Origin of the sequence: Streptomyces sp. NPDC002138 (genome assembly GCF_040296485.1) — a bacterium.
Classification (GTDB): Bacteria; Actinomycetota; Actinomycetes; order Streptomycetales; family Streptomycetaceae; genus Streptomyces.
Genome location: NZ_JBEOXE010000076.1, coordinates 1 through 20,851 on the forward strand (window position 1 = coordinate 1; position 20,851 = coordinate 20,851).

General features: G+C 74.8%; 16 protein-coding genes, 1 tRNA gene and 1 pseudogene. 7 read left to right on the forward strand and 11 right to left on the reverse strand.

The genetic code is table 11. From position 1 onward, the window contains the following. Positions 1-91 precede the first annotated feature (91 nt). Genes ABT084_RS32675 through ABT084_RS32685 form a run of 3 tightly spaced genes read right to left on the reverse strand, consistent with a single transcriptional unit; the run spans position 92 to position 3,338 of the window. On the reverse strand, positions 92-1,417 hold the full coding sequence (locus ABT084_RS32675) for an ABC transporter substrate-binding protein (RefSeq protein WP_351051815.1): 1,326 nt from the start codon (positions 1,415-1,417) through the stop codon (positions 92-94). Then, on the reverse strand, positions 1,417-2,274 hold the full coding sequence (locus ABT084_RS32680; protein WP_351051817.1) for a carbohydrate ABC transporter permease: 858 nt from the start codon (positions 2,272-2,274) through the stop codon (positions 1,417-1,419). The genes ABT084_RS32675 and ABT084_RS32680 overlap by 1 nt, the downstream gene beginning before the upstream one ends. Further along, positions 2,274-3,338 (reverse strand): carbohydrate ABC transporter permease, encoded by a 1,065-nt coding sequence (locus ABT084_RS32685; RefSeq protein WP_351051820.1) that lies wholly within the window; start codon positions 3,336-3,338, stop codon positions 2,274-2,276. The genes ABT084_RS32680 and ABT084_RS32685 overlap by 1 nt, the downstream gene beginning before the upstream one ends. Before the next feature lie 104 nt (positions 3,339-3,442). On the opposite strand from ABT084_RS32685, the gene ABT084_RS32690 reads away from it, so the two are divergent. Continuing rightward, positions 3,443-4,297: a phosphotransferase enzyme family protein gene (locus ABT084_RS32690; protein WP_351051821.1), complete on the forward strand. Its 855-nt coding sequence runs from the start codon at positions 3,443-3,445 to the stop codon at positions 4,295-4,297. A gap of 86 nt (positions 4,298-4,383) precedes the next feature. On the opposite strand, the gene ABT084_RS32695 is transcribed toward ABT084_RS32690, so the two are convergent. Continuing rightward, the gene (locus ABT084_RS32695; protein WP_351051889.1) at positions 4,384-5,109 is read right to left on the reverse strand and encodes a 3'-5' exonuclease; all 726 of its coding nucleotides are present in this window, start codon (positions 5,107-5,109) and stop codon (positions 4,384-4,386) included. Positions 5,110-5,229: 120 nt separating this feature from the next. Then, entirely contained in the window at positions 5,230-6,501 is a 1,272-nt protein-coding gene (locus ABT084_RS32700; protein WP_351051824.1) for a DUF5919 domain-containing protein, read from the reverse strand. A gap of 268 nt (positions 6,502-6,769) precedes the next feature. On the opposite strand from ABT084_RS32700, the gene glgX reads away from it, so the two are divergent. Beyond that, positions 6,770-8,884, forward strand: a complete 2,115-nt coding sequence (glgX, locus tag ABT084_RS32705) for a glycogen debranching protein GlgX (RefSeq protein WP_351051827.1) — start codon at positions 6,770-6,772, stop codon at positions 8,882-8,884. Here glgX and ABT084_RS32710 read toward each other — a convergent pair. After that, complete coding sequence (locus ABT084_RS32710; protein ID WP_351051829.1) at positions 8,869-10,143, reverse strand: MFS transporter; 1,275 nt, start codon at positions 10,141-10,143, stop codon at positions 8,869-8,871. The genes glgX and ABT084_RS32710 overlap by 16 nt on opposite strands. Positions 10,144-10,225: 82 nt before the next feature. Between ABT084_RS32710 and treY the strand changes: the two genes are divergently transcribed. Further along, positions 10,226-12,448, forward strand: coding sequence for a malto-oligosyltrehalose synthase (treY, locus tag ABT084_RS32715; RefSeq protein ID WP_351051832.1), 2,223 nt, complete (start codon positions 10,226-10,228; stop codon positions 12,446-12,448). A gap of 154 nt (positions 12,449-12,602) precedes the next feature. Here the strand turns inward: treY and ABT084_RS32720 are convergent. Continuing rightward, positions 12,603-12,944, reverse strand: a pseudogene (locus ABT084_RS32720) (LysR family transcriptional regulator substrate-binding protein); the annotation flags it as partial. Positions 12,945-13,062: 118 nt separating this feature from the next. On the opposite strand from ABT084_RS32720, the gene ABT084_RS32725 reads away from it, so the two are divergent. Continuing rightward, positions 13,063-14,430: a M14 family zinc carboxypeptidase gene (locus tag ABT084_RS32725; protein WP_351051835.1), complete on the forward strand. Its 1,368-nt coding sequence runs from the start codon at positions 13,063-13,065 to the stop codon at positions 14,428-14,430. On the opposite strand, the gene ABT084_RS32730 is transcribed toward ABT084_RS32725, so the two are convergent. From ABT084_RS32730 to ABT084_RS32740, 3 genes are all read right to left on the reverse strand, one after another. Beyond that, positions 14,427-14,924 carry a GNAT family N-acetyltransferase gene (locus ABT084_RS32730; RefSeq protein WP_351051838.1) on the reverse strand — a complete coding sequence of 166 codons (498 nt, stop codon included), beginning with the start codon at positions 14,922-14,924 and terminating at the stop codon, positions 14,427-14,429. The two genes, ABT084_RS32725 and ABT084_RS32730, sit on opposite strands and share 4 nt — an antisense overlap. Before the next feature lie 68 nt (positions 14,925-14,992). After that, positions 14,993-15,514, reverse strand: coding sequence for a DUF1203 domain-containing protein (locus ABT084_RS32735; protein ID WP_351051841.1), 522 nt, complete (start codon positions 15,512-15,514; stop codon positions 14,993-14,995). A 141-nt stretch (positions 15,515-15,655) separates the two neighbouring features. Beyond that, complete coding sequence (locus ABT084_RS32740) at positions 15,656-16,228, reverse strand: FHA domain-containing protein (protein WP_351051844.1); 573 nt, start codon at positions 16,226-16,228, stop codon at positions 15,656-15,658. 153 nt (positions 16,229-16,381) lie between these two features. Between ABT084_RS32740 and treZ the strand changes: the two genes are divergently transcribed. Beyond that, positions 16,382-18,151, forward strand: a complete 1,770-nt coding sequence (gene treZ, locus ABT084_RS32745) for a malto-oligosyltrehalose trehalohydrolase (RefSeq protein ID WP_351051847.1) — start codon at positions 16,382-16,384, stop codon at positions 18,149-18,151. A gap of 30 nt (positions 18,152-18,181) precedes the next feature. Here treZ and ABT084_RS32750 read toward each other — a convergent pair whose 3' ends face one another. Then, a complete protein-coding gene (locus ABT084_RS32750) occupies positions 18,182-19,327 on the reverse strand; it encodes a M24 family metallopeptidase (protein ID WP_351051850.1) in 1,146 nt (381 codons plus the stop codon). Positions 19,328-19,491: 164 nt separating this feature from the next. Here ABT084_RS32750 and ABT084_RS32755 point away from each other — a divergent pair. Both ABT084_RS32755 and ABT084_RS32760 read left to right on the forward strand, forming a co-directional pair. Beyond that, positions 19,492-19,564: transfer RNA gene (locus ABT084_RS32755), tRNA-His, on the forward strand. A 144-nt stretch (positions 19,565-19,708) separates the two neighbouring features. Then, positions 19,709-20,827: an alpha/beta hydrolase gene (locus ABT084_RS32760; RefSeq protein ID WP_351051853.1), complete on the forward strand. Its 1,119-nt coding sequence runs from the start codon at positions 19,709-19,711 to the stop codon at positions 20,825-20,827. The last annotated feature ends 24 nt before the right edge of the window (positions 20,828-20,851 follow it).

A 20,851-nucleotide genomic window follows, 5' to 3' on the forward strand; every position in this document is an offset into this window, starting at 1 on the left:
GACAGTTCCAGGCACGTGTCAGCCACTACAAACGACGCGGCCACACGCCACCAGAAACTGCCCAACCGTCACAGCAAGCACCGTTGCAGTACTAGCGCTGGTAGCGCGCCAGTACCCGGTTGCCGTCCGCGACCAGGCGCCGCTCCAGCTCCGTGAGGCCGATGGCGCCGCTGTAGTACTCCTGCAGCGCCGGGGTGGCCACCTTGTCCTTCCACTCCGGGTAGCCCCGGACCGACTGCGCGGGCGCCGGGCGCAGCCCGTCCGCGAGGGCCGCGCCGGTGGCCCAGCCCAGCTCGGGCGTGCGCAGCGCGGGGTCGGCGAGGGCCTGCGTACCCGTGGGGAGCATCCAGTCGCCGCGGGCGAGACGGACCGTGTTGGCGGGGCGCAGCAGGAAGTCGATGAAGGCGGCGGCTTCCTTCTTGTACGGGCTGTCCCGCGCGATGGAGAGGGTCTGCGGGCTCACCCCCTGCACCGGCTCGGCGGGGCCGTCCGCCCCGGCGGGCGCGGGGAGCACCTCCCACGCGAAGCCGGGCGGCGCCTGGCGGACGATCTGCTGCCGGTAGGAGAACCCGAGCGGGACCATGGCGTACTTCCCGCCGAAGAAGCCGGGCAGGGTGTCCGAGCCGCCCATGCCGAGGGTGGCGCGGGAGGCGCTGTGGTCGACCTCGACCTGGTCGTGGATGGTCCGCGGGACCACCGCGTCCCCCGCGTCCCAGCGCAGCACGGCCTTCCCGCCGGGCCCGTCCGGCTCCCGGGTGAAGAGGCGGCCGCCCGCGGAGAGGCCGAGGTTGAGGGTGGCCGCGACGGGGTCCTTGAGCGGCCAGGCCACTCCGTAGCGGCCGTCGGCGGTCAGCCGTGCGGCGGCTGCCCGGAACTCCGCCCAGCTCCACGGCGCTCCGGGGGTGGGCACGCGGACGCCGGAGGCACGCAGCAGCGTGCTGTTGGCGATCAGGACCCGGGGTTCCTGGAGGAAGGGGACGCCGTAGATCCCGCCGGCGACGGTGACGCTCTGCCAGCTGCGGTCCGGGATGTCGGCCTTCAGGCGCTCGGAGAGCAGCGGGCGCAGATCGGCGAGATAGCCGCCGTACGCGAAATCGGCGAGGTCGTCGGAGGCGTCGTGGATGATGTCGGGCCCCTCGCCGCCCTCGAAGGAGGTCAGGAGCTGGTCGTGCACGCTGCTCCAGCTGCCCTGGACGTATTGGACCTGGACCTCGGGGTGGGCGGCGTTCCATGCGGCGACGAGTTGCCTGTTGGCGTCCACCGACTCCTTCTGCCAGGCGAGCGACTGGAAGCGGAGCCTCACCGGGCCGTCGCCGCGGCCGTGGTGCGGGGCCGAGCAGCCGCCCAGCACGGCGGCGAGGACCGCGAGCACGAGGATCGCGGCGGCCGCCGCGCGGGGAGGGGTCCGGCGGGCCATCAGCTCTTCACCGACCCGGCGAGCATGCCGCCGGTGATCCGCCGCTGGATGAGCGAGAAGATCACCAGCGAGGGCAGGGTCGAAAGGACCGCGGCGGCAGCGAGCGGCCCGAGGTCGGCGGCCCCCTCGGCACCGAGGAAGTGGGTCAGCACCACCGGGAGGGTCTGCCGCTCCGGGGTCTTGAGGAGCACGAGGGCGAAGAAGAACTCGTTCCAGGCGGTGATGAAGGCGAAGAGCGCGGTCGCGACGATCCCGGGGGCGAGCAGCGGGGCCACGATCGAGACGAGGGTCCGCAGCCGGCCGGCGCCGTCCACGGCCGCCGCCTCCTCCAGGTCGGCGGGCACGGCACGGACGTAGCCGACCAGCATCCACAGCGCGAAGGGCAGCGACCAGACGACGTACACGAGGATCAGCCCCGGCACCGAATTGATCATCCGCAGCTGCTTGAGCAGCAGGAACAGCGGGATGATCACGAGGACGAAGGGGAACGCCTGGCTGACCACCACCCACCCGGTGGCGACCGTGGCGAGCCTGCCCCGGCGGCGGGCGAGGGCGAAGGCGGTCGGGGTGGCGAGGACGACCGCGATGACGGCGGCGCAGAGGGCCGCGGCCAGGCTGTTGAGGGCCGCGTGCAGCAGCGGCTGTTCGTCGAAGGCCTGGCGGAAATTGGCCAGGGTGGGGTCGTGCGGGATCCAGGTGGGGTGCGGGCTGCCCAGCTCGCGGGCCGGCTTGAAGGCGGTGGAGACCAGCCAGAGGAAGGGGAAGCCGAGGAAGAGCAGGTAGGCGGCGAGCGCCAGGTACTGGGCGGTGCGTACGGAGCGGCGGGGGCGTACGGAACCGTGCGGGCGTACGGCCATCAGGCGTCGTCCCCCTTCAGCCGGCCCGCGAGGTGCACGGCGAGCAGGACCGAGACGACCGCGATCATGACGCAGCCCATGGCGGCCGCGTAGCCGAACTGGCCATAGCGGAAGGCCTCCTCGTAGGCGAAGAGCATGGGCAGCCGGGTGCGGCCGCCGGGCCCGCCGTTGGTGAGGACGTAGACCAGCGCGAAGGAATTGACGTTCCAGATGAGGTTGAGCGCGGTGACGGACAGGGCGATGGGCCGCAGCGCGGGCCAGGTGACGGCCCGGAAGCGGCGCCAGGCCCCGGCGCCGTCGAGGGCCGCCGCCTCGTGGAGTTCCCGCGGGGTGTTCTGGAGCCCGGCGAGCAGGGCCACGGTGGTCTGCGGCATGCCCGCCCAGACGCCGACGACGATCACGGCGGGCAGGGCGGTGGCCAGGCCGCCGAGCCAGTCCGTGCCGCCGCCGAGGCCGAGGCCGCGCAGGGTTTCGTTGAGGACGCCCGCGTCGGGGTGGTAGACGAGCCGCCACATGACGGCGACGACCACCTCGGGCATGGCCCACGGGATGATCGCGAACGCCCGGGCGAGCCCGCGCAGGCGCAGGTCCTGGTCGAGCAGCAGCGCCAGTCCGAGGGCCAGCAGGGACTGCGCCGCCGTGACCCCGACCGCCCAGAGCAGCCCGATCCGGAAGGATTCCCAGAAGAGCCGGTCGTGCAGGAGGTCCTGGAAGTTGAGGACGCCCACCCACCGCGTGGCGGCGGTCCGGCCGGACTGGGCGTCGGTGAGGGCGAGGGCGATGCCGTAGAGCAGCGGGCCGACGCTGAGCAGCAGGACCGGGACGAGTGCGGGCAGGACGAGGAACCAGACCCCGTGATCGGCGAGGGCGCGGGAGCCGTCACGGGGGGCGCGGGAACCGTCACGAGGGGCGCGGGAGCCGTCACGGGGGTGGTCGTGGGAGCCGTCACCGGGGTGGGCGCGGGAGCCGCCGCGCGGGCGCGCGGGCGGGAGCGGGTTCGAGGCGGGCAGGGCCACGTCTCCCCCTTCCCTTCCGGGCGGATCGTCCTGGTCCGGTTCGGTCATGGTGGGCAGCCCCTGATGGCGCGTCAAGGCACCGCACAGCGGGGTGCGAGACTTGGCCCGTTCACGACGGATGCGGACCGGTACGGGAAGAGCGGCAGGGCGGCATGGACGAGGCACGGGCCAGGGACGTACTGACGGCGGCGGGCCTCGGCCGGAAGGCCGAGCTGCTCGCCCTGGGCGAGAACGCGGTCTTCGCGGAGGGCGACCTGGTCGTGAAGGTGGGCCGCCCGGATCCGGCGCTCGTGGCCCGCGCCGAGCGGGAGCTGGAGGTGGCGGGCTGGCTCGCCGGGGCGGACGTACCGGCGGTCCGCGCGGCGGAGGCGGCCCCCCGGCTGGTGGACGGCCACCCCGTGACCCTGTGGCACCGCCTGCCCGAGGCGGTCCGCCCGGCCGGGCCGGCCGACCTGGCCGCCCTGCTGCGCCGGGTGCACGCCCTGCCCGCACCGCCGTTCGCCCTCGCGCCCCGGGACCTGCTGGGCGGGGTCGAGCGCTGGCTGCGCCACGCCGGTGACGCGATCGACCCGGAGGACGCGGCGTACCTGCGGGCCCGCCGCGACGGCTACGCGGCCGAGGTCGCCGCCCTCACCCCGCACCTCACCCCGGGCCCGGTCCACGGGGACGCGCTGCCCCGCAACGTCCATGTGGGCCCCGACGGTCCGGTCCTGGTCGACCTGGAGACCTTCGCGCTGGACCTGCGGGAGCACGACCTGGTGGTGATGGCCCTCTCCCGCGACCGCTACGGCCTTCCCGCGGAGTCCTACGACGCGTTCGTGACGGCGTACGGCTGGGACGTGCGCGCGTGGGACGGCTGCGCGGTGCTGCGCGGGGCGCGGGAGACGGCGAGCTGCGCCTGGGTCTCCCAGCACGCCCCGACGAACCCGAAGGCCCTGGTGGAATTCCGTCGCCGGGTCGCCTCGCTGCGCGACAACGTCCCCGAGGTCCGCTGGCACCCCTTCTGACCGAACCGGAGCGCCGACGCACCCGCCCGGGCGCCCACCCCGACCCGGCCGCAGGCGCTCACCCGCAGGCACTCACCCGCAGGCGCTCACCCCCGGGCCGGTACCAGCGCCCGCAGCGGCCACGCCGTGTCGATCACCGCGTCCGGGGTCCCCTGGCGGCGCAGGTAGGCCTCGAAGTCCCGGGCCCAGCGCGCGTGCCAGGTCCCCTGACGGCTGTGCAGCTCGGCCGGGGCCAGGGCGGCCACCTCGGGGTGGCGGGCCGCTATCGCCCGGGCGACCTGTACGGCGGCCAGCGCGTCCGCGCCCGCGTCGTGGGCGTCCTCCAGGGTGACCCCGTACACCCCGCACACCGCTTCCAGGGTCCGCTTCCCGCGCCGGAAGCGGTCCACGGCCCGGTCGATCGTCAGCGGGTCGACCACCGGCCCGGTCTCCGGCCCGCCGAGGCGCTCGGCCAGGGAGGGCAGCCCGTACCGGGCGAGTTCGGCCGACAGCATGGTCAGGTCGAAGGCCGCGTTGTACGCGACGACGACCGCCCCCCGCGCCCAGTGCTCCACCAGCGCCGTCGCGACCTCGTCCGCGACCTCGCGCGCAGGGCGGCCCTCGCGGACCGCGCGCTCCGTGCTGATCCCGTGGATCGCCGAGGCCTCCTCGGGGATCGGTATGCCGGGGTCCGCGAGCCAGCCGCGGCGCTCGCGCACCGTCCCGGCGCGCACCTCGATCACCGCGGCCGTCACGATCCGCGAATCCCCCGGCTCCGTGCCGGTCGTCTCCAGGTCGAACCCGATCAGCACACCCCTGTGCCAGTCCCCCATGCCGTGCTCGTCCTCCACCCCGTGCCCCTCCCCCGTACCCATCCGGTCAACGGCTTTCAGCCTGCCACGCGCCACTGACAGCCCGGCCCCCGGGGGACGGCCGGCCCCTCTTCCGCCCCTTCAGGACACCGGCCGGGAGTCCTCCCACACCGATTCGAACTCCTCCCGGTAGGTGGTGAAGAGCCCGTGATCGGCGTCACGCGGGACGCCCCGGCCGCCGCCGCGCAGGACCAGGACCGGGGCCTCCATGCCGCGGGCCCGGCGCAGGTACGACTGGACGACCGCGATGCCCGAGGACTCGCCCTCCACCAGGTAGGCCGTGAAGCGCGGGGTCTCGTCGAAGACGTGGATCTCGAAGCGGGAGGGGTCCCGCAGGCCCGCCCGGACCCGCCGGACGTGGAGGATGTTCATCTCCACCGACCGGCTCAGCTCCCCCTTGCGCAGCCCCAGCTCCCGCTCGCGCCGCTTGACCGCGCTGCTGGCCGGGTTGAGGAAGAGCAGCCGCACCCGGCAGCCCGCCTCCGTGAGCCGGACGAGTCTTCGGCCCGAGTAGTTCTGGACCAGGAGGTTCAGGCCTATCCCGATGGCGTCGAGGCGGCGGGCGCCGCCGAAGAGGTCCTCGGCCGGCAGCTGGCGCTGGAGCCGCACCCGGTCGGGGTGCACGGAGATGACGTCCGCGTACCGGTCGCCGACCAGGTCCTCGACGGCGTCGATCGGCAGCCGGTCGGCGGCGGGGCTGCCCGCTCCGCCGCCGAGGACGTCGAGGAGCCGCGCCGAGGCCCGCTCGGCCTGTTCGAGCACCGGGCGCGACAGGGCCCGGTTGCGGGAGACCACATTGCGCGTGACCTCCAGCTCGTCCAGGGCCTGCTCGATCTCGCGCCGGTCGTCGAAGTACGGCTCGAAGCACGGCCAGTGCTGGACCATCAGCTCGCGCAGCTGCGGCAGGGTCAGGAAGCTCAGCACGTTGTCGTCGGCCGAGTCCAGCAGGTAGCCCTTGCGGCGGCTGACCTCGCGGACGGCGACCGCCCGCTGCACCCACTCCTGCCCGGCCGGCCCGGCGGCCGCGACCACCCAGTCGTCCTGGCCGTGCACGGGCTCGTAGATCGGCCGCAGCACCGCCCCGACCACGGCCCGCAGCCGCTGTTCGATCAGGTTGAGCCAGATGTACGCACGGCCCGCGCGCTGGGCCCGGGTGCGGACCTCGCTCCACGCGTCCGCGCCCCAGTCCAGCTCGGCCCCGGTCCGGGCACTCCCCGCACTTCCGGTCTCCGCCGGACCCGCCAGGGAGACCGCCCCGGCCACCGCGCCGCCGGGTACACCTCCCGGGGTGTCCGCCGTACCGCCCTCGTGACCGCTGTCACCAGGGGGAAGCTCCAGACCTCCCGAGCTCACCCGCGCACCGCCTCCCGCTTCTGGATCGCCCGCCTCCAACGATCAAGGAAGGGTATCCCGCGCGCACGGCCCGGTGCAGCCGGATGGCCCGTACACTGGCCCGCCGTTGACCCATTATCCGATGCCCGCATAGTCCACTGACCCGCATATCGGCTCTACGCGGTCACCCGGTAGGACCATCCCAAGTCCCCGCGTAGCGCCCCTCTTTCGGGGAAGATCTGGCGGAGACGTAGTCCGACGCCGGATCAGGATTGGAAGAGTCGCATCTATGCAGGTCTGGCCAGGACAGGCGTATCCCCTGGGTGCCACCTATGACGGGGCGGGCACCAACTTCGCGGTCTATTCCGAAGCCGCACGGCGCATCGAGCTGTGCCTCCTCCACGACGACGGCTCCGAGACGGCCGTCGAACTGCGCGAGACGGACGCCTTCGTCCGGCACGCCTACCTGCCCGGGGTGATGCCGGGGCAGCGCTACGGCTTCCGGGTGCACGGCCCGTACGAGCCCGAGCGCGGGCAGCGCTGCAACCCGGCCAAGCTGCTGCTGGACCCGTACGCGCGGGCCATCAGCGGCTCGATCGGCTGGGGCGAACAGGTGTACGGCTACCATTTCGGGCGGCCCGATTCGCGCAACGACCTGGACTCCGCGCCGCGCACGATGACCTCGGTCGTGGTCAACCCGTACTTCGACTGGGCCAATGACCGCCCGCCGCGTACCGAGTACCACCACACCGTGCTGTACGAGGCACACGTCAAGGGGCTGACCATGCGTCACCCCGACCTCCCCGAGGAACTGCGCGGCACCTACGCCGCCCTCGCCCACCCGGCGGTCATCGGGCACCTGACCAAGCTCGGCGTGACGGCGCTGGAGCTGATGCCCGTACACCAGTCGGTCAACGACCACCGGCTGTTCAACGACGGGCTGAGCAACTACTGGGGCTACAACACCATCGGGTTCTTCGCCCCGCACAACGGCTACGCCTCCGGGGACCGGGGCCAGCAGGTGCTGGAGTTCAAGTCGGCGGTGCGGGCGCTGCACGAGGCGGGCATCGAGGTGATCCTCGACGTGGTCTACAACCACACCGCCGAGGGCAACCATCTGGGGCCGACCCTGTCCTTCCGGGGCCTGGACAACGCCTCCTACTACCGCCTCGCGGAGGACGCCCGCTACTACACGGACACCACCGGCACCGGGAACTCGCTGCTCATGCGGTCCCCGCACGTCCTCCAGCTGATCATGGACTCGCTGCGCTACTGGGTCACCGAGATGCATGTGGACGGGTTCCGCTTCGACCTGGCGGCGACCCTGGCCCGCCAGTTCCACGAGGTGGACCGGCTCTCCTCGTTCTTCGACCTGGTCCAGCAGGATCCGGTGGTCAGCCAGGTCAAGCTGATCGCCGAGCCCTGGGACCTGGGCGAGGGCGGCTACCAGGTGGGCAACTTCCCGCCGCTGTGGACCGAGTGGAACGGCAAGTACCGCGACACCGTGCGGGACCTGTGGCGCGGCCAGCCGCGCACGCTCGCCGAGTTCGCGGGGCGGCTCACCGGCTCCTCCGACCTCTACCAGGACGACGGGCGCCGCCCGCTCGCCTCGATCAACTTCGCCACCTGCCACGACGGCTTCACCCTGCACGACCTGGTCTCCTACAACGACAAGCACAACGAGGCCAACCGGGAGGGCAACCGGGACGGCGAGAGCCACAACCGGTCCTGGAACTGCGGGGTCGAGGGGCCCACGGAGGACCCCGAGGTGCTGGAGCTGCGCGCCCGCCAGATGCGCAACTTCGTGGCCACGCTGATGCTGTCGCAGGGCGTGCCGATGCTGAGTCACGGCGACGAGTTCGCCCGGAGCCAGGGCGGCAACAACAACGCCTACTGCCAGGACAACGAGCTGTCCTGGGTCAGCTGGCCGGAGCCGGGCAAACCGGCGCCCGGGCTGCTGGACTTCACCCGGCAGATGGTGTGGCTGCGGCGCGACCACCCGGTGTTCCGGCGGCGCCGGTTCTTCCACGGGCGGCCGGTGCAGGGCACCGACGACGAGCTGTCGGACATCGCCTGGTTCACCCCGCACGGCGAGCAGATGCGGGCGCGCGACTGGCAGGCGCAGCACGCGCGGGCGCTGACCGTGTTCCTCAACGGGGAGGCGATCTCCGAGCCGGGGACCCGCGGCGAGCGGATCACCGACGACTCGTTCCTGCTGATGTTCAACGCGGGCGCGGAGCCGCAGGACTTCACGATCCCGGCGGGGCACGGCGCGCGGTGGCGGCTGGTGGTGGACACGGCGCGGGCAGAGGTACTGCCACCCGGCAGCGGACCGCAGTACGCGGCCGGCGACCGGGTGGCGCTGACGGGACGGAGTCTGGTGGTGCTTCAGCGCCCGGCGTAGGACTCGCGCGGGGCGGCGGTCACGGCGGCCGCCCCGGCCGGGTGGGTACGGGCCGCGGGCACCCGGGACAGGAGGGCGAGGGCCAGGCACAGGGCGGCCGCGCCGACGGCGACCGCGAAGGCTCCGGCGGGCCCGTGCTCCTCGGCGAGGCGCCCGCAGACGGCGAGGGCGAGGGCCTGTCCGGCGACCAGGGAGCTGGCGGCGAAGGCCATGGACTCGGCGAGCCGCTCGGACGCCACCGCGCGCTCGGTCAGGGCGAACGCGGTGATCAGGTGGGGTGCGTAGGCGGCGCCGAGGACGGTCACGACCGCGTACAGGCTCCACAGGCTGCCGGTGAACAGGAGCGGCGCGGAGAGGACGAGGGCGGCGGCGGTGGCCACCCGCCAGCGCAGCCGCAGCCCGATCCGGGCGGGCAGCGCGCCGAGGCCGAGGCCCACGGCGGCGCTGGCCACGCCCATCGCCGCGTACACGATCCCGGCCTGGCCGGGGACGCCGAGGCGGTCGGTGAGCGAGGCGATGCCGGCCTGGCAGGCACCGAACATGGCGCCCTGGAGCGCGAGCGAGCCCCGGACCGCGTGCACGATGCGGGGGTGGCGGGGACGGCGGGGGCGGCGGCCCTTCGCGGCGCGGGCGGGCGCGGGCGATCCGGCGGTGACGGCGGCGGTCGGATGCAGGGCGTAGGCACTGCCGAAGGCGACGACGAGGACGGCGGCGCCCGCGAGGGCCACGGCCGGGTGGGCGACGAGGACGGCGAGCCCGACGAGGGCCGGGCCGAAGACGAACGACACCTCGTCCAGGGTGCCTTCGAGGGAGTGGACCGCTCCGAGCACGCTCTCGTCGGCTCCGGCGCGGTGCGCGAGGGCCACGGAGCGGGTCCGGGCGAGCGGGCCTATCAGCGGGATGGAGGCCCCGGTGACGGCTCCGATCGCGGCGAGCGGGACCGTATCGAGGCCGCCGAGGGCTCCGGCGACCAGTGCGCCGGTGGCGAGGGCGTTGACGGCCGCGGCGGCGAGGACCACGGGCCGCTGGCCGTGGCGGTCGGCGAGGCGGCCCAGCAGCGGGCCGCAGACGACCTGGCCCGCGGAGAGCGTGCCGCCGACGATGCCGGCGGTGGCGAGGGAGCCGCTGGTCTGGGCGACCAGCAGGACGCTCCCGAACTGCGACATCGCGACGGGAAGCCGGGCGAAGAAGGAGAGGAAGGGCAGGAGGGGCCCGGTGAGGGCGATGACTTTGCGATAGGTGTCGACGGTTCCAAACACCCGAGGAACGTTAACCCGGTGCAGTCACCCGGATGCATTGGGTAATGGCACGGAATCCGGCAGGCTGGGTACGTACGTTCTCATGAGCCAGCAGCCCGCGACGACGCGTCCGACCGCCACCTACCGACTCCAGCTGCGCCCGGAATTCCCGTTTCCGGCGGCCGCGGCAGCCGTTCCGTACCTCGCCTCGCTCGGGGTCTCGCACCTGCACCTGTCTCCGGTGCTCGAGGCGGTTCCCGGCTCCTCCCACGGCTACGACGTGGTCGACCACACCCGGGTCCGCGAGGAGCTGGGCGGTGAGGAGGGTCTGCGCGCGCTCGCCCGCACGGCCCGCGCGCACGGTCTCGGCCTGGTCCTGGACATCGTCCCGAACCACATGGCCGTCCCGGCGCCGTTACACCTCAACCGACCGCTGTGGGAGGTCCTGCGGGAGGGGCCCGGATCTCCGTACGCCCGCTGGTTCGACATCGAGTGGGAGGTGAACGGCGGGCAGCTGCTGCTGCCGGTGCTCGGCGAGCCGCTCGATCCGGCGGCCGTGCGGGTGAAGGACGGCCTCCTGTGCGTCGGGGACCACCGCTTCCCGCTGCGGGCGGGCACGGAGGCGCTGGATCCGGTCGCGCTGCTGGCGGCCCAGTGGTACCGCCCGGCGTACTGGCGCGAGGCCCGCACGGAGCTGAACTACCGCCGGTTCTTCACCATTTCCGATCTGATCGGGGTCCGGGTGGAGGATCCCGACGTGTTCGCCGCGACGCACGCGAAGCTGCTCGAGCTGGTCGCCGACGGGGTGGCCGAGGGGCTGCGGATCGACCACGTGGACGGGCTCGCGGACCCGGCGCAGTACCTGCGGCGGCTGCGGGCCGCGGTGGGGGCCGGGGTGTGGATCGTGGTGGAGAAGATCCTGGCCCACGGGGAGGTGCTGCCCGACGACTGGCCGGTGGCGGGCACCACCGGCTACGACGCGCTGCGCCGGGTGGACGGGGTGCTGGTGTCCGGGAGCGGGGCCGCCGAGCTGGCCGCCCGCTACCGGCGGGCCACCGGCCTGCCCGACTGGCCGGGCACGGCGGCCGGGGCCACCCGCGAGGTGCTGACGGGGGATCTGGCGGCGGAGCTGGCGACGCTGGTGCGGCGGGCGGGGCCCGGGCTGGCGGAGGCGGTGCGGGAGCTCCTCATCGCCTGCCCGGTCTACCGCACCTATCCGGGGCGGGCGGACCTGCCCGGTCTCGCCGACCCGCCGCCGTCGGCGGCCGCGCCTGATGCGGTGGCGGCGGTGCGCGAACTGCTGGTGCGCGACCCGGGGTTCGCGGCCCGGTTCGCCCAGACCTCGGCGGCGCTGCGGGCCAAGTCCCTGGAGGACCGGGCCTTCTACCGCTACGCCCCGCTGCTGTCGGCGACCGAGGTGGGCGGCGACCCGGGCCGTCCGGCGGTGCTCCCGGAGGAGTTCCACGCGTACTGCGCCCACCTGGAGCGGCACTGGCCCGCCTCGGGCACGGTCCGCTCCACGCACGACACCAAGCGCAGCGCGGACGTCCGGGCGCGGATCGCGGTGCTCTCGCAGCGCCCGGAGCTGATGCCCCTGCTCTCGGGGGCCCCGGACCCGCAGCAGGCGTGGGTGGCCTTCCAGAGCGCCCTGGGCTTCGGCGAGGCGCCGCAGCGCTCGGAGCGGCTCGCCGAGGCCCTGCTCAAGGCCGCCAAGGAGGCCGCGCTGCACACCAGCTGGACGGATCCCGATCCCGCGTACGAGGCCACCCTCGCGGCGCACCTTCCCGCGGCGGAGGCGCTGCCGGACGTCTCCGGGGCGGCCGCGCAGGGGATCCTGGCGATGACCGCGCTGCACCTGACCATGCCGGGCGTCCCGGAGGTCTACCAGGGCGAGGAGGGCGAGTACCGCGCCCTGGTGGACCCGGACAACCGCCGCCCTGCCGCCTTCCCCGGGCCCGCGCAGAGCGGGACGGGCGCCGCGAAGCGGGAGCTGACGACCACCCTGCTGCGGCTGCGGCGGGACCGCCCGGAGCTGTTCACCGGCTACGCCCCGCTGACCGCCGAGGGCCCGGCGGCGGAGCACTGCCTCGCCTACACCCGCTCCCCGGAGCTGCTGGTCGCCGTCACCCGCCTGCCGCACCTGCTCGGCGTCGCGGGCGGCTGGCGCGACACCCTGCTGCCGCTCCCCCCGGGCGGCTGGACCTCCGCCCTGGCCCCGGGCGCCGCCCCGCTGACCGGCCGGGTCCCCCTGACGGACCTCCTGTCGGCGACCCCGGTCGCGGTCCTGATCCGCACGGAGGCGCGGCAGGAGGAGGCCCGGGGCTGAGCCCGGGGTACGGCACCACCTGGGCCGGCTCTTCCAGCAGCGCCGCGAAGGACCGGGCCGCGCCGGTCAGGGGGTGCCGGGAGAAGACCGCCAGGGGGCGGTGCCACGGCGGGTCGACCGGCAGCAGGACGCAGCGGATCCGGTCGCGGTCAGCGAGTTCGGTCAGCCGGACCGCGGCGCGCCCCGCGAGCGGGTCGTCGAAGGGGGCGACCAGGACGATCTCCTCCCGTCCCGCCGGGATCAGCGGGCCGGTCCAGCCCTTCGGCTCCGGGCCCACGGCGAGGTCCGCCGCCCCGCGCTCCAGCTGCTCCTCCAGGGTTTCGGTGGAGGCGTACTCGCGCAGCACCAGCCGGACCCCCGGGTGGCGGGCGCGCCAGCGGGCGACCACGCCGGGCAGCAGGCCGACGGCCGGCGCGTGCAGGGTGGCGACATGCAGCTCGCCCCCGGCCGCCCCGGCGGCGGCGCGGGCGATGTGGCCCGGCACGTCCACGCCCACCCGACCCTCTCGGAGGCCGTCGGCGAGGCCTTCCTGAGCCTGGCGGGCCGCGGCCTGCACCAGCAGTAGATCCGGCCGGAGCGGTAGGAGCGCACGTCAGGCGGGCAGAGCATCACGTGTGACCCTCCTCCGAGACATGTGCTACCCCACACCGCACGAACTCGCCCTGGCCGCGCACGCGCTGGCCGACGCGCACCCGGACCTGGCCCGGATACGCCGCGCCGGTACCTCCCGGGGCGGCCGGCCCCTGTGGCTGCTCTCCGTACGGTCCCCGGTCGCGGCCGGGGACCGTACGGGCGCGGGCGGGACCCTGCCGGGCGCGGCCGGGCCGGTCCCCGGTCCCGCGCCGGAGACCGGCCCGTACGCCGCGCGCCGCCGCGAGGTCCTGGTCGTCGCCGGGGCCCACGCCAACGAACCCGTCGGCGGGCCCACCGCGCTCGCGCTCGCCCGCCGCGTCCTGGACGCCCCGGGCCTGCGGGCCGGCTGCGGCTGGCACTTCCTGCTCTGCGCCGATCCGGACGGAGCGGCCCTGCACCGCACGCCCCACCCGCATTCGATCCTCGACTACCACCGCAACTTCTTCCGCCCGCCCGGGCCCGAACAGCCCGAGTGGGCGCCGTCTTTACTGCCCCCGGACCGGCTGCCGCCCGAGACCCTGGCGCTGACCGCGCTGATCGACGAGCTGCGCCCGGTGCTCCAGGTGTCCCTGCACGCGACGGACCTCGGCGGCAGCTGGGTCCAGCTCACCCGGGACATACCGGGCCTCGCCGAGCCGTTCGCCAAGTCGGCCGCCGAGCTGCGGATCCCGGTGGAGACCGGGGCCTCGGACGCGGCGGGCTGGCCCTCCCCGGGCCCCGGGATCTTCGTGATGCCCGAGCCGGGCACCGAGACCGCCGGGGTGTTCCACCCGGAGGACACCCGGCTGAGCACCTGGTACCACGCCCATGCCTACGACGGGACGACCGCGATCGTCGAAGTCCCCATGTGGGCCAGTGACCTGGTGGACGATCCGGCTCCGCACCCCGATCCGCGGCGCGCCCTGCGGCTGCTGGCCCGGCGGCTCAGCGCCGACGCGGAGCAGGTGGCCGGGGTGCTCGCCGGGGCCCGCGCCGAACTGCCGTACGAGGACCCGGTGTCCGGGCCTCTGCTGCGCGCGGTGGACTGGACGCTCGCGCTGATCCCGCGGATCACCGCCCAGTGGTACGGCGGCGCGGTGCCCCCGGAGGCGACGGCCGCGTACATCGGGAGCATCGACGCCTTCGCACGTCGGCTCTCGCTGCGGGCCGCCGCCATGCTGCTGCGGGTGCTGCGCGCGGCCGGGCACCCGGCGGCGGCCGCGCTGGACCGGCTGGTCACGGGCTGGTGCGAGGCCTTCGCGGCCCGGTTCCAGGCCCGCTGGGTACCGGTGGCCACCCAGGTCGAGCACCAGACGCGGACCGTGCTGGCGACGTACGAGCGCCTGCTGGCGGCCGGTCCGCCGGTCTAGGGGGTGTCCACGGCGGCCGGTACGGACCACCCGTACCGGCGCTTGGGCGCGCCCCGCGCGCCGAGGCGGTCGTAGAAGCGGATCGCCCCCTCGTTCCACTCGGGCGTCTGCCACTGGACCTCGCCGAGGCCGAGCTCGTCCGCGAGGTCGGCGACGGCGGCCATCAGGGCCGCGCCGAGGCCGTGCCCGCGCGCGCCCTCGGCGAGGTAGAGGCAGTCCATGTGGAGGTAGTGCGCGGCGTCCCAGAACGCGAACTCCCGGGAGCAGGCGGCGTATCCGACCAGCTCACCGGCGGGGTCCGCGGCGACCAGCACCCACAGCGGCGGCTGTCGCCCGTCCTCGGGGAAGAGCAGCGGGCCGAGCCGCTCGGCCAGCCCGGGCGGGCGGGGGGCGGAGCGTTCGTAGGCGACGTGCTCATGGAGGAGTTCCACCACGCGCGGGAGGTCTTCGGGGCGCGCCCGGCGCACGGCGGGCCGATGATCCATGGAGTCCATGACGCCATCCTGCGCGCCCGCCCGCCGAACGCGACGCGCGGGGTCCGGGCGCGGGGTCCGGGCGCGACCTACGGCCGCCGCACCTCGAACTGGAAGCAGCCGTACTCCAGGGCCCGTACGTGCACCAGCGCCACCTCCGGCGCGGCGAACGCCTCCCCGAGGACCCGGTCGAACCCGGCCTCGGCATCCTCCGGGACCTCGAAGAGGCGGCCCCCCACGATGTGCCCCGCGGCGTCGTACCGGCGGACGGTGCGCAGCGCCCCCGGGCGGGCGAACGGGTACCCGCGGGCCTCCCCCGCCGGTTCCGGACAGGCCTCGGCGTGGACGAACACCGGGCCCACCTCGTCGTAGGCCCCGGGCTCGGCCCCGGTCGCCGCCGCCCAGCGGCGCAGCGGCGCGTACGAGACGAGGGCGACCCGCTCACCGGGCTCGATGCCCCGCAGGCAGCAGCGCAGGGGGCTGCCCACGCAGTCGAGGGGCACCCCGTCCGCCCGCGCGGTGAACGGCCGCACCGGGCGCCCGGCGTCGTCGGTGGTCCGCAGTTCCCGCAGCGCGTCGGGCGGGACGGGCAGCGGCGTGTAGGTCGTCATGTCCCCAGTCTCGGCGCCCACCCCCGGCCCGGGCTGGCGGAAATCGGACGTGGAGCCCGGCGGGCACCCGGGCCGCGACGCTCCGGGCGTTCCCGCAGAGACGGCCTGGACGGCCTGGACAGCCTGGACAGCCTGGACGGTCTAGCGGGCCGACAGCCGGTACTGCATGTTCCCGAAGCCGACCTGGTCTCCGGCGCGGACCACCACGGCGCCCGTCACCCGCTCGCCGTTGACCGTGGTGCCGTTGGTGGAGCCCAGGTCGCGCAGCACCCACAGGCCGTCCTGCAGGCGCAGTTCGGCGTGGTGGCGGGAGACCGTCTCGTGGACGAGCCGCAGGCCGCTGCCGGGCTCCCGGCCGATGGCCAGCGCGGCCACGCCCGAGTCGGCCGGCGGGAGCATCAGCTTGGGCAGCTTCTCCGCGACCCAGGCGCGCCGGATTCCGGCGCTCACCGCGGAGACCCGGCCGACCCAGCCGAACAGACGCTGCGTCAGGGGGCTTTCCCGGCCCCGGAGGCGCGTGCCGAGGTCCGCCGTGAGGACGGCCAGGTCCTCGGAACGGCGTGCCACCAGCGCGAGTTCCATCCGGCGCATGAAGGTGTCGTGCGAGAGCCGGCCGTCGGCCGCGCCGTCCCGCAACCACCCGAGCGCGCGGTCGCGCTCGGCGTCTGAGACCCGGGGCACCGGGTAGGCGGGGAACTCGAAACTGGACGTCACAGGGTGATTGTCGGCCCGTCGTGCACCAAGTGTCCAGAACTCCCGCGTCCGGCCCGCGATGATGGGGCGGGCAGGGCGTCACGTCGACGGCCGGGGCCCCCGGCCCCGTCGTGGCACGAACGCCGTTCACCGCCCGAGACGAGGGGACCGTCCATGCAGTTCGAGGTGTGGGCACCGCAGGCAGGACAGGTCGGTCTGCGGCTGAACGACGGCACGCGGGAGATGGCGCCCGACCCGGAGCGGGACGGCTGGTGGCGCGCCGAGGCGCCCGCCGCCGACGGGGACCAGTACGGGTTCCTGCTGGACGCCGGCGCCGCGCAGGGGGAGCCGCCGCCCGTGCGGCCCGACCCCCGCGGGCGCCGGCTCCCCGACGGCCCGGACGGGCTCTCGGCGGTGGTGGACTTCGAGGCCCTCTTCCCCGGCACCCCGGCCCCCGCGCCCCGCACCTCCCTCCAGGACGCCGTCCTGTACGAGCTGCACATCGGCACCTTCACCCCCGAGGGCACCTTCGACGCGGCCGCGGCCCGCCTCCCCCACCTCACCGCCCTCGGCGTCACCCACGTCGAGCTGATGCCGGTCTGCTCCTTCCCGGGGCGGCACGGCTGGGGCTACGACGGGGTCGCGCCCTGGGCCGTGCACGAGCCGTACGGCGGTCCCGCCGGGCTCGCCCGTTTCGTGGAGGCGGCGCACGGCGCCGGGCTCGGGGTGGTGCTGGACGTGGTCCACAACCACCTCGGCCCCTCCGGCAACCACCTCCCCGCGTTCGGGCCGTATTTCACCGACACCCACCGCACGCCGTGGGGCTCGGCGGTCAACCTGGACGCGCCCGGCTCCGACGAGGTGCGCTCGTACCTGCTGGGCAGTGCGCTCGGCTGGCTGCGGGACTACCGGATCGACGGGCTGCGGCTGGACGCCGTCCACGCGCTGGCCGACGGCCGGGCGCTGACCTTCCTGGAGGAACTGGCCGCGTCGGTCGACGCGTTCGCCGCCGAGACCGGCCGCCCGGTGTTCCTGATCGCCGAATCGGACCTGTGCGATCCGCGGACCACGACCCCGCGCCCGGAGGGGGGCCTGGGTCTCACCGCGCAGTGGAACGACGACTTCCACCACGCCCTGCACTGCGCGCTGACCGGCGAGTCCCAGGGCTACTACGCCGACTTCGCGCACGCCCCGCTCACCGCCCTCGCCAAGACCATGACCCGGGCCTTCTTCCACGACGGGACCTGGTCCTCCTTCCGCGGCCGCACGCACGGCCGCCCGGTGGACCGGCGCCGCACCCCCGCGCACCGCTTCCTCGGGTACACCCAGACCCACGACCAGATCGGGAACCGGGCGCTCGGCGACCGGCTCGCCGCGTCCCTCTCCCCCGGGCTGCTGGCCTGCGCCGCGACGCTGGCGCTGACCGGGCCGTTCGTGCCGATGCTGTTCATGGGTGAGGAGTGGGGGGCGGGGACCCCCTGGCAGTACTTCACCGACCACCCCGATCCGGTGCTCGCGGAGGCGGTGCGCGGCGGGCGCCGCCGGGAGTTCGCGGCGCACGGCTGGAAGGCGGAGGAGATCCCGGATCCGCAGGACCCGGCGACCCGGGACCGGTCCTGCCTGGACTGGGCCGAGCCGCAGGCGCCGGAGCACGCCCGGCTGCTGGAGTGGTACCGGACCCTGGTCGCGCTCCGCCGGACCCTGCCCGACCTGCGGGACCCCGATCTCGCGGCGGTCCGGGTGGCCTGTGACGAGGAGCGGCGCTGGGTGACCTTCCGGCGGGGGGACATCCGGATCGCGGTGAACCTGTCCGCGGAGCCGGTGACGATCGCGCTGGGACGCAACGGCGTACGGGTGCTGGCCTCGTGGGAGCCGCTGGAGCACCCGGGGCCGGACGGCCGCCTCCACCTCGCGGGCGAGTCGGCGGCCGTCCTGGGGCCGTGAGCGCGGGACCCGCCCGCCGCGGGTGCGGCGCTACTCGACGATCGCGAGTTCGTGCGGAGCGTTGTTGAAGCTGCGGCCGCCGTCCTCGGTGACCGTGACGATGTCCTCGATCCGGACGCCGAAGCGGCCGGGGAGGTAGATGCCCGGCTCGACGGAGAAGCACATGCCGGGGACGAGCGGCTGCTCCTCGCCCTCGATCATGTAGGGCGGTTCGTGCGTGGTGACGCCGATGCCGTGGCCGGTGCGGTGGATGAACCGCTCGCCGTAGCCGAATTCGGTGATCACGGCGCGTGCGGCCCGGTCCACGTCCTGGCAGGCGATGCCCGGGCGGACCGCCGCCACGGCGGTCCGCTGGGCCTCGCGGACGATGTCGTGGACGCGCCGCTCCTCGGCGGTCGGTTCGCCGACGTGGACGGTGCGGGAGATGTCGGAGCCGTAGCCGTGCTTGAGGCCGCCGAAGTCCAGGACCACCATGTCGCCGTGTTCGATCACCCGCTCGTCCGCCTCGTGGTGCGGATCGGCCCCGTTGGGGCCGGAGCCGACCACGGTGAAGTCGACCTGGGAGTGTCCGTACTCGCGCAGCAGGGCGGCGAGGTCGGCGGCCACCTCGGTCTCCGTGCGCCCGGCGAAGCGGACGCCGAGGATGCGGGCGTACGCGGCGTCGGCGGCGGCCCCCGCCGCCGCCAGCCGGGCCAGCTCGCGCTCGTCCTTGACCGCGCGCAGCATGGGCAGCGCGTCGGTCAGCGAGACGTAGGAGGTGGTGGGCAACTCCCGCTGGAGGCCCAGCAGGTGGAGCGCCCAGGTGTTGTCGCTGACGCCGAAGCGGCCGGACACGTCGAGGAGCGGGGCGGTGACGCCGTAGGGGTCCTTGCCGTCGGTCCAGTCGCGCAGGGTCAGCGCGCCCGCGCCCGCGGCCTTGGCCGCGTCGGGGGCCTCCAGGGTGGGCACGACGAGCACGGGGTCCTGGCCCGCGGCCAGGACGAGCAGGGTCAGCCGCTCGGTGTCCACGGGCCGGTATCCGGTGAGGTGGGTGAGGTCGGGTCCGGGGGCGATGAGCAGACCGGCCAGCCCGGCGTCGGCGGCACTCTGCGCGGCGGCCGTCATCCGGGCGGCGTAGTCGGTGGCGGTGAAGGGCTCGGGGTCGGTGTCGGACCCGGGTGCGGTGTCGAAGACCATGGGGCGATTCTGCCGGGCCGCACCCGGCCCCGCCGTCGTTCGAGGCGCCCCCGGCGGGCCCGGTCGCCCCCTACGACAGGGCGGATCAATGGTGTCGCGGGAGCACCCCCCGGATCGGCTATGCTGTGCATGCACATCGAACGGGTGGTCCGCCGCCCTTCGTGGTGGGTGTAGCTCAGTTGGTAGAGCACCTGGTTGTGGTCCAGGTGGCCGCGGGTTCAAGTCCCGTCACTCACCCTGATCCCGTGGGGGGTACGAGGTTTCCTCGTACCCCCCACGGGCGTTTTCCGGGCCGCCTGGCAAGATCAATGTCATGAGCAGTGACATCCGGGTACCCCTCCGCGCGCCGGCCGGTCGGCTGAGCGGCGCGGCGGCCCCTCGATGAAGGTCAACGGCGTACCGGCCCTGGTCACCTCTCTGGTGGTGGCGTGCGCGATGTTCGTGGCGGCCGTGTGGTGGGCCTGGCCCCGGCTGTCCGGTCCGGGCCGCCGCGCGGTGCTCGGCCGGATCGGGCTCCAGCTCGCGCTGACCCTGACCACGGGCCTACCGCTGCTGCTCGCGGTGAACGGCGCGTACGGCTTCTACTCCTCCTGGCACGACATACTGGCGCTGTCCCGGGACGAGCCGGTGGCGGCCGCGCGCGGCACCGCCGAGCGGGGCCTGATCGTGAGCGGCACCCACTCCTGGCGGTACGGGGGCTCGGCCGATCCGGCGGTGATCGGGCGGATCGACGCGGTGACGGTGCGCGGGGCCCGCAGCGGCCTGAACGGGCAGGCGTACGTCCACCTGCCGCCGGAGTACCTGCGGGCGAGCCCGGCGGAGCGCGAGCGGTTCCCGGTGGTGCTGGCGCTGAGCGGGTTCCCGAGCACGACGGGGGTGCTGATCGACCTGTTCCGGTATCCGCAGGTGGCCCTGGACGCGGTGCGGGCGGGGGCGATGCGGCCCGCGGTGCTGGTGATGATGACGCCGACGGTGGCGCCGCCGCGGGACACCGAGTGCGTGGACGTGCCGGGCGGGCCGCAGGTGGAGACGTTCTTCGCGCGGGACCTGCCCGAGGCCGTCGCCGCGCACTACGGCCTCACGCGCGACCCGCGGGGGTGGGGCGTGATGGGCAATTCGGTGGGCGGCTACTGCGCGCTGAAGCTGGCCCTGCGCGCGCCGGACGCGTACCGGGCCGCGGCCGGGCTCTCGGCCTCGTACCAGGCGGCGCGGGACGACGAGACGGGCGACCTGTTCGGCGGTGACGCGGCGCTGCGGCGCGAGAACGACCTGCTGTGGCGGCTGCGGTCGCTGCCGCAGCCGCCGGTGTCCCTGCTGGTGGCGAGCAGCCGCAAGGGTGAGAAGCAGTATCCGCAGACCCGGGAGTTCATCGGGGCGGTGCGGGCGCCGGCCCGGGTCTCCTCGATCGTCCTGGACAGCGGCGGGCACAACTACGAGACCTGGAACCGGGAGGTCCCGTCGGCGCTGCAGTGGCTGGTCGGGCGGCTGCGGACGGATTGAGGAGCCGGGCCGGGCGGGGGCGGG

Coding starts and splice junctions, on each gene's coding strand:
- treY (WP_351051832.1), top strand. CDS start 10,226: ATGAGCCAGCAGCCCGCGACGACGCGTCCGACCGCCACCTACCGACTC.
- ABT084_RS32675 (WP_351051815.1), bottom strand. CDS start 1,417: ATGGCCCGCCGGACCCCTCCCCGCGCGGCGGCCGCCGCGATCCTCGTG.
- ABT084_RS32750 (WP_351051850.1), bottom strand. CDS start 19,327: ATGGTCTTCGACACCGCACCCGGGTCCGACACCGACCCCGAGCCCTTC.
- ABT084_RS32695 (WP_351051889.1), bottom strand. CDS start 5,109: ATGGGGGACTGGCACAGGGGTGTGCTGATCGGGTTCGACCTGGAGACG.
- ABT084_RS32685 (WP_351051820.1), bottom strand. CDS start 3,338: ATGACCGAACCGGACCAGGACGATCCGCCCGGAAGGGAAGGGGGAGAC.
- ABT084_RS32690 (WP_351051821.1), top strand. CDS start 3,443: ATGGACGAGGCACGGGCCAGGGACGTACTGACGGCGGCGGGCCTCGGC.
- glgX (WP_351051827.1), top strand. CDS start 6,770: ATGCAGGTCTGGCCAGGACAGGCGTATCCCCTGGGTGCCACCTATGAC.
- ABT084_RS32735 (WP_351051841.1), bottom strand. CDS start 15,514: ATGACGACCTACACGCCGCTGCCCGTCCCGCCCGACGCGCTGCGGGAA.
- ABT084_RS32760 (WP_351051853.1), top strand. CDS start 19,709: ATGAAGGTCAACGGCGTACCGGCCCTGGTCACCTCTCTGGTGGTGGCG.
- ABT084_RS32680 (WP_351051817.1), bottom strand. CDS start 2,274: ATGGCCGTACGCCCGCACGGTTCCGTACGCCCCCGCCGCTCCGTACGC.
- ABT084_RS32730 (WP_351051838.1), bottom strand. CDS start 14,924: ATGGACTCCATGGATCATCGGCCCGCCGTGCGCCGGGCGCGCCCCGAA.
- treZ (WP_351051847.1), top strand. CDS start 16,382: ATGCAGTTCGAGGTGTGGGCACCGCAGGCAGGACAGGTCGGTCTGCGG.